General features: G+C 38.2%; 9 protein-coding genes. 6 read left to right on the plus strand and 3 right to left on the minus strand.

Annotated elements, in window-relative coordinates:
• Window positions 1-255, plus strand: a 255-nt coding sequence (locus tag AC6F75_RS14565) for a type II 3-dehydroquinate dehydratase (RefSeq protein ID WP_500715815.1), incomplete at its 5' end; no start/stop codon positions are given.
• Window positions 256-338: 83 nt separating this feature from the next.
• Here AC6F75_RS14565 and AC6F75_RS14570 read toward each other — a convergent pair.
• Entirely contained in the window at window positions 339-896 is a 558-nt protein-coding gene (locus AC6F75_RS14570) for a redoxin domain-containing protein (protein WP_500715816.1), read from the minus strand.
• A gap of 127 nt (window positions 897-1,023) precedes the next feature.
• Here AC6F75_RS14570 and AC6F75_RS14575 point away from each other — a divergent pair, with 127 nt between their 5' ends.
• Together AC6F75_RS14575 and AC6F75_RS14580 are read left to right on the plus strand one after the other, a co-directional pair.
• Entirely contained in the window at window positions 1,024-1,332 is a 309-nt protein-coding gene (locus AC6F75_RS14575) for a phosphoribosylpyrophosphate synthetase (protein ID WP_500715817.1), read from the plus strand.
• Window positions 1,332-1,670, plus strand: a complete 339-nt coding sequence (locus AC6F75_RS14580) for a tRNA-binding protein (protein WP_500715818.1) — start codon at window positions 1,332-1,334, stop codon at window positions 1,668-1,670. Before AC6F75_RS14575 ends, AC6F75_RS14580 begins: the two co-directional genes overlap by 1 nt.
• Before the next feature lie 107 nt (window positions 1,671-1,777).
• Here AC6F75_RS14580 and AC6F75_RS14585 read toward each other — a convergent pair whose 3' ends face one another.
• Both AC6F75_RS14585 and AC6F75_RS14590 read right to left on the minus strand, forming a co-directional pair.
• Complete coding sequence (locus AC6F75_RS14585) at window positions 1,778-2,173, minus strand: DUF3276 family protein (protein ID WP_500715819.1); 396 nt, start codon at window positions 2,171-2,173, stop codon at window positions 1,778-1,780.
• A gap of 68 nt (window positions 2,174-2,241) precedes the next feature.
• Window positions 2,242-3,999, minus strand: a complete 1,758-nt coding sequence (locus AC6F75_RS14590; RefSeq protein ID WP_500715820.1) for an ABC transporter transmembrane domain-containing protein — start codon at window positions 3,997-3,999, stop codon at window positions 2,242-2,244.
• Between the two features lie 198 nt (window positions 4,000-4,197).
• Between AC6F75_RS14590 and AC6F75_RS14595 the strand changes: the two genes are divergently transcribed.
• The 3 genes from AC6F75_RS14595 to AC6F75_RS14605 all read left to right on the plus strand — a co-directional run.
• A complete protein-coding gene (locus tag AC6F75_RS14595) occupies window positions 4,198-5,301 on the plus strand; it encodes a Glu/Leu/Phe/Val dehydrogenase dimerization domain-containing protein (protein ID WP_500715821.1) in 1,104 nt (367 codons plus the stop codon).
• 67 nt (window positions 5,302-5,368) lie between these two features.
• Window positions 5,369-6,313, plus strand: coding sequence for a transcription antitermination factor NusB (locus tag AC6F75_RS14600; protein WP_500715822.1), 945 nt, complete (start codon window positions 5,369-5,371; stop codon window positions 6,311-6,313).
• A gap of 52 nt (window positions 6,314-6,365) precedes the next feature.
• A partial coding sequence (locus tag AC6F75_RS14605; protein WP_500715823.1) for a DUF1573 domain-containing protein occupies window positions 6,366-6,639 on the plus strand: 274 nt, incomplete at its 3' end.

Here is a 6,639-nt window from a genome sequence, read left to right on the forward strand (position 1 = left end):
AAAATTCAGGAAACCGGATTTTCTTTTGACGGAATTGTACTTAATGCTGCGGCTTATACCCACACTTCAGTAGGCATTGGTGATGTGGTGAGAGCTGTTTCAACCCCGGTTGTAGAGGTGCATATTTCAAATACCTTTGCCAGGGAAGATTTCAGGCATATTTCACACATTGCCCCACACGCAAAAGGCGTTATCGCCGGTTTTGGGCTACAGAGTTACGAATTGGCTATTCAAAGTTTTGTGAAGGGAAGCTAAAATCTTCTTTCAGCTTGAAACCTGAAACCTGAAACTTGACACGAGCATAGCGAACTGTGCGAAGCAAAACAACAAACCAGAAACTATTCTTTCCATTTGATATTGCAGCCCAAACTCGGTTTCTGATCCTTGCGCTGCGGGCTGTTGCTCATTAAATTATCAAGAGCCTCCCTTAAATCCCTACCGGTAACCTGAATGCTGTTTCCGGGTCTGGAATTGTCAAGTTGACCGCGGTATACCAATTTTTGCTCTTCGTCAAACACATAAAAATCAGGTGTGCAGGCAGCATCATAAGCTTTGGCCACTTCCTGGGTTTCATCATACAAATAGGGGAAAGGGTAGTGGTCTTTTTCGGCAAGTTTGGCCATTTCTTCGGGACTATCCTGTGGATATTTTTCAACATCGTTGCTGCTTATGCCCACAAATCCAAAACCCTGCACCCTATAATCATTAGCCACCCTGATGACCTCATCCATCACATGCTTTACAAACGGGCAATGGTTGCATAAAAACATCACTACCAGGCCGTGTTTGCCATAGACGTCCTGCAATGAAACATATTTATTTGTAACAACATTTAAAAGGCTGAAATCCGGTGAAACGGTTCCAAGCGGTAGCATATTTGATTCGGTGCGGGCCATAGTTTTTTATTTAGGCTCTAATTTACGATAATTTGATTTTATTGTAATGAACAAATTTAAATGTTTGTGAAAATTTTGGTCAGTCAATCAATTGATTGTAAATTTAGAATAAGCAAAAAGTTAAAAGATGGAAAAGTCATACAACACGCTTTCCGAAGCCATTAACGATTTACAGAAAAAAGGTTACGATATTGATTTTAATCTGACTGAGAATCAACTGGAATCCAAATCGTTAAAACAAAGTTGGAGTCCGGAGGAACTCACGGTGGTTAAATTTTACAGGTTTGAAGGAGATTCAAATCCGTCTGATAATTCAATCTTATACCTAATCGAAACCAAGGATGGAAAAAAAGGAATGTTGGTGGATAGCTATGGAGCGCAGCGCAGTGCCATCTCTTCAGAAATGATTCAGAAATTAAAAATGGATACAAATTGATGGGTGTAATTAACTGGAGTCAATTTGAAGCCGTGGATATGCGGGTGGGAACTATTATTGAGGTTGCACCTTTTCCTGAAGCAAGAAAACCAGCTTACAAACTCATTATTGATTTTGGTGAAGAAATTGGCATCAAAAAATCATCGGCCCAAATTACCAAACATTATTCAGTATCAGATTTACTCAATCGTCAGGTTGTAGCTGTAGTTAATTTCCCACCCAAACAAATCGCCAATTTTATCAGTGAATGCCTTGTGCTAGGTGCGGTTGAAGCCGACGGTGAAGTGATACTCATTCAACCTGAAAGCCCTGTGAAAAATGGTTTGCGCATAGCTTAACAGAAAACCTTTTTAGATTATACCCTGTAGGTCTTAATTCTAAAGGCATAAAAAAAACCGCTCTGATATTTCGGAACGGTTAAGTTTATTTTAATAGGTTTTGTTGTTTAAATATCGTCAAAATCAATATCTGTAAAACTACCGGTGCTTTTCTTTTTGCTCTCTTCGTCAACGCTTTCGTCTTCATTAGAAAAGTCGTTTTCTTTTTTAAAATCTTTTTGGTGACGCTCGCTAATGACTTCTTCACCTTTTTCATTGATGATATAGTCAATCATTTCATCAACATTTTCTTTAAAACTCACAAAGTCTTCCTTGTATAAATAAATCTTGTGTTTTTTATAGTGAAAAGAACCATCATCATTGGTAAATTTCTTGCTCTCGGTAATGGTTAAGTAGTAATCTCCTGCTCTTGTTGCCCTCACATCAAAAAAATAAGTTCTTCTTCCGGCGCGCAATACTTTTGAATAGATTTCTTCTTGCTCAATCATATCTTTTTCGCTCATAGCTTTTAATTTATTTTATTTTAATTCAAGCCAAAAATCTAAAAAAAAATAGTATTGAGCAACTAATTTTAATTTTCTTTTTCCAAAAGTTGTTTGGCATACAACTCTTTGTAGTAGCCTTCTTTCCCTATGAGTTGACTGTGAGTGCCTTGTTGAAGAATTTCACCGTCTTTTAATACCAGGATTTTATCGGCGTTTAACGCAGAAAAGATTCTATGGCTTACAATAATAGTGGTTTTGTCACGCGATATTTTATGCAGATTGCCGATGATTTTTTCTTCGGTGTCTGTATCAACAGCCGAAAGGCAATCGTCAAACAAGTAAATATTAGGATTTTTAATTAGTGCACGCGCAATGGATATCCGTTGTTTTTGTCCGCCACTGAGGGTGATTCCCCTTTCGCCCAAAACGGTTTCATATTTATTAGTAAAGCCCATAATGTTTTTATGCACATAGGCCATTTTTGCAGCATTGATGACCTCTTCTTCGGTGGCGTCTTCCTTGCCAAACCTGATATTGTTTTTAATAGTGTCACTAAACAGGAAGGCATCTTGTGGCACATAGCCAATGGCTTCCCTGAGGCTTTTCAGGTGAAGTTGTTCTATGGGTTTATTGTCCACTAAAATTTCACCCGAACTCACGTCATACAATCTGCCAATCAACTCCAATATGGTCGATTTTCCTGAGCCCGTTCTGCCAAGTATAACGAGTGTTTCACCGGAATTAATGGAGAACGAAAGGTTTTTTAAAGCGGTGATGTTTGTGTCCGGATAAGTAAAGGTTACGTTTTTGAACTCAATTTTTCCTTTTATGGGTGTGGGTTCAGTTGCTTTGTTTTTTACCTGAGGTTCTTCTTTTAAAAATTCGTTGATTCGTTTTTGGGAAGCTTCGGCTTGCTGGACCATTGAAGTTACCCATCCCACAACAGCCACGGGCCAGGTGAGCATATTGACAAAAATGATAAACTCAACGATGGTTCCCAGTTCGGCAATTTCACCGCTGATGTATTGTTTTCCACCTATGAAAATTACCAGCAGGTTACTGGCACCAATAAGCAGGATCATCAATGGGAAAAACAACGCCTGAACTTTAACCAAATCAATGTTTTTTTCTTTGCTTTCATTGGCAAGTGTGACAAAACTGGCTCCGGTTTTGGGTTCCAATGCATAGGCTTTAATGACTGAAATGCCGCTAAAGGTTTCTTGTGAAAAAGTGGTAAGTTTGGAGAGGTACTGCTGCACAACGGTACTTCTTTGGTTGATTGCCACACTTAGCTTATAGATAGCAATTGACAGTACCGGAAAGGGCATAATGGCATAGAGCGTGAGCGTGGGTGCCTGACTGTACATATAACTAATTACAATAACAAACAAAGTAATGGTTTGCACACTGTACATGAGTGCCGGTCCGGCATACATGCGCACTTTTGAAACATCCTCACTGATGCGGTTCATCAAATCACCGGTGCGGTTTTGTTTGTAAAAGGAAAGTGATAAGTTTTGATATTGTTTGTACACTTCGTTTTTTAAATCAAACTCGATGCGTCTTGAAACAACGATAAAAGTTTGTCGCATTAAAAATGTAAACAGGGCTGCAAGTGTAGTTGCACCAACGATTAGACCGATATTAATCAAAAGGTCATTTTTTACACCGTCAATGTTTTGTGTATTATTGACTATTGCATTTTCAACCAATGTCACTGAATTTCCGATAAGCATTGGTGTGAAAAGGGCAAAAACCCTTGCGAAAATAGTAATGATTAACCCCAAAAGGAGCATTCCGCGATACTTGACAAAATATTTATTGAGATGTTTAAGTTCTTTCATGTTTGCCACGCAAAAATAGGGTTTTGCTCGCCAATTTTGGATGTAAATAACTAACAAAAAAAGGTTAAAAAATGAAAGCCTTTCTCGCTTATGCGAAAATCACCTTTTTAACAGATTTTTGTTGAAACTCATGAAATAAACTCCTACTTTTGCACGGCCAAAAATGAATACAGGCACAATTCAAACCAATATTTATTTATGATTACAGAAGTAGTAAAAGCAAACGAACTCCACAAGGTTGATCCTGTTTTCGGTCAACTTTCATTTGATAACCACGAGCAAATTGTTTTTTGCAACGATAAAGATACAGGATTAAAAGCAATCATCGGGATTCACAATTCGGTTTTGGGACCTGCACTTGGAGGAACCAGAATGTGGCAATATGATTCTGAGTGGGATGCACTAAACGATGTGTTGCGCCTTTCTAGGGGTATGACTTACAAATCTGCAATAACAGGATTGAACCTGGGTGGTGGAAAAGCTGTAATCATTGGTGATGCAAAAACTCAGAAAACCCCTGAGTTGATGAAGAAATTTGGTGAGTTTGTTCACTCTCTTGGCGGAAAATACATCACTGCCGAAGATGTGGGAATGGCCACCAGCGATATGGATTTGGTGAGAACAGTAACCCCTTATGTTACCGGAATTTCAGAATCATTGGGAGGTGCAGGAAACCCCTCACCCATTACCGCATATGGTGTTTTTATGGGAATGAAAGCTGCAGCAAAATACACTTATGGAAGTGATGTGCTTGAAGATAAAGTCATTTTTGTTGAAGGTGTTGGAAACGTAGGTGAGGCGCTAGTAGAGCATTTGACCAATGAGGGAGCTAAAGTGTTTATCGCAGATATCAGTCAGGAACGACTAGAAGCTGTTCGTAATAAATATGGTGCAATAATCTATGGCGGTGATAATTTGTATGCCGAAGAAATGGATATTTATGCCCCCTGCGCTTTAGGAGCTACAATTAACGATTTCACCATCAACCAAATTAAAGCAAAGATCATTTCTGGTGGAGCAAACAACCAGTTGGCCAATGAGCAAAAACACGGTCAATTACTAAAAGAAAAAGGAATTGTTTATGCTCCCGACTTTTTAATCAATGCCGGAGGGATTATTAATGTGTATGCTGAATTGGAAAATTATGGCAGACAAGAAATTATGAGAAAAACCGAAAACATTTACAACACCACGCTTGAAATCCTGCAACATGCTGAAATGAATGGCATAACCACACATCAGGCGGCTTTCAATGTGGCACAGGCCCGTATTGATGCCAGAAAAAAGGAAATGAAATCATAAACCCTAAAAAGTATAAGAACAGGCTAAACCATCAGCCTGTTCTTTGTTTTAAATAAGTTCTAAAAAAATGCTCACCAGAAGACACATACGGGTAAAAGTCCTTCAGGCGCTATATGCCTATCACAATCAGGAAAAAACCACGCTGGATTATCAGCAAAAATTCCTACTGAACAGTATGGAAAAAATGTATGACCTGTATTTACTCATGATGGACCTATTTCCTGCTATCAAAACACAGGCGGAAAACTTTATGGAAGCATCCAAAAACAAGCACCTCCCCACTGCAGATGACATCACGCCACGAAGGAATTTTGTAAACAACAAAGTCCTTCAAATGCTTGAAAACAACAGTATGTTGCAAAAGCAAATTGAAAAACACAAAATCAAAAACTGGCAACTCGACAATGAATACCCTCAAATTTTATTCAGGGAGTTGAGACAAAATGAAACCTATCAAAATTACCTCAATCTTGATAACCCCACATTTAAACAGGACAAGGATTTTATAATTTACCTTTACAAAGAGGTGATTGCACCCAACGAAAAATTGTATGAGTATTTGGAGGACAAGCAAATAACCTGGACAGATGACTTTCCTATTATAAATACAGCTATCGTGAAATTTTTGGGAGAATTAAAACCCACAACCCCAGAACACAAATGGGTGCCAAACCTATATAAAAATGATGATGATAAGGAATTTGCAACCCTGTTGCTACAAAAAACGGTGGGTGGAGATGAAATGTTGATGGACGAAGTTGAAGGCAAAACCCCAAACTGGGACAGAGAACGCATAGCCGAACTGGATTTACTGTTTATAAAAATGGCAATTACTGAATTTTTGTTTTTTCCAAGCGTTCCGGTTAAGGTAACCATCAATGAATATCTTGAGATAGCCAAGGAATATTCAACCCCAAAAAGTAGTTTGTTTATCAATGGTTTACTTGATAAAATGTCAAAAGAATATGACTCAGCCAATAAACTGAACAAAAGCGGTAGAGGCTTACAGTAAACCAATTTTTTTTATTATTTTAGTGCCCGTTAAAAATCAAAAAATTAAACTTATGAAAAAATCAATTTTTGCAATTGCTTTAGCATTAACCTTTGTATTTGTTTCTTGCAAGGATAATGCAGAAGAAAAGGTAGATGAAAATAATGCCGAAATGACTTCTCAATCAGCTTCAAATGAAGTATCAGATCAGGCAAGTACAGGTAATTACCCTGTGATGTCTTTTGAAAAAACTGAGCATGACTTTGGAACAATTAAGCAAGGCACCAATGTGGAGCATTTGTTTAAGTTTACAAATACAGGAGACGCTCCTCTTGTCGTTTCAGAAG

Source organism: Planktosalinus sp., from assembly GCF_059864935.1.

Coding starts and splice junctions, on each gene's coding strand:
- AC6F75_RS14570 (WP_500715816.1), bottom strand. CDS start 896: ATGGCCCGCACCGAATCAAATATGCTACCGCTTGGAACCGTTTCACCG.
- AC6F75_RS14575 (WP_500715817.1), top strand. CDS start 1,024: ATGGAAAAGTCATACAACACGCTTTCCGAAGCCATTAACGATTTACAG.
- AC6F75_RS14580 (WP_500715818.1), top strand. CDS start 1,332: ATGGGTGTAATTAACTGGAGTCAATTTGAAGCCGTGGATATGCGGGTG.
- AC6F75_RS14585 (WP_500715819.1), bottom strand. CDS start 2,173: ATGAGCGAAAAAGATATGATTGAGCAAGAAGAAATCTATTCAAAAGTA.
- AC6F75_RS14590 (WP_500715820.1), bottom strand. CDS start 3,999: ATGAAAGAACTTAAACATCTCAATAAATATTTTGTCAAGTATCGCGGA.
- AC6F75_RS14595 (WP_500715821.1), top strand. CDS start 4,198: ATGATTACAGAAGTAGTAAAAGCAAACGAACTCCACAAGGTTGATCCT.
- AC6F75_RS14600 (WP_500715822.1), top strand. CDS start 5,369: ATGCTCACCAGAAGACACATACGGGTAAAAGTCCTTCAGGCGCTATAT.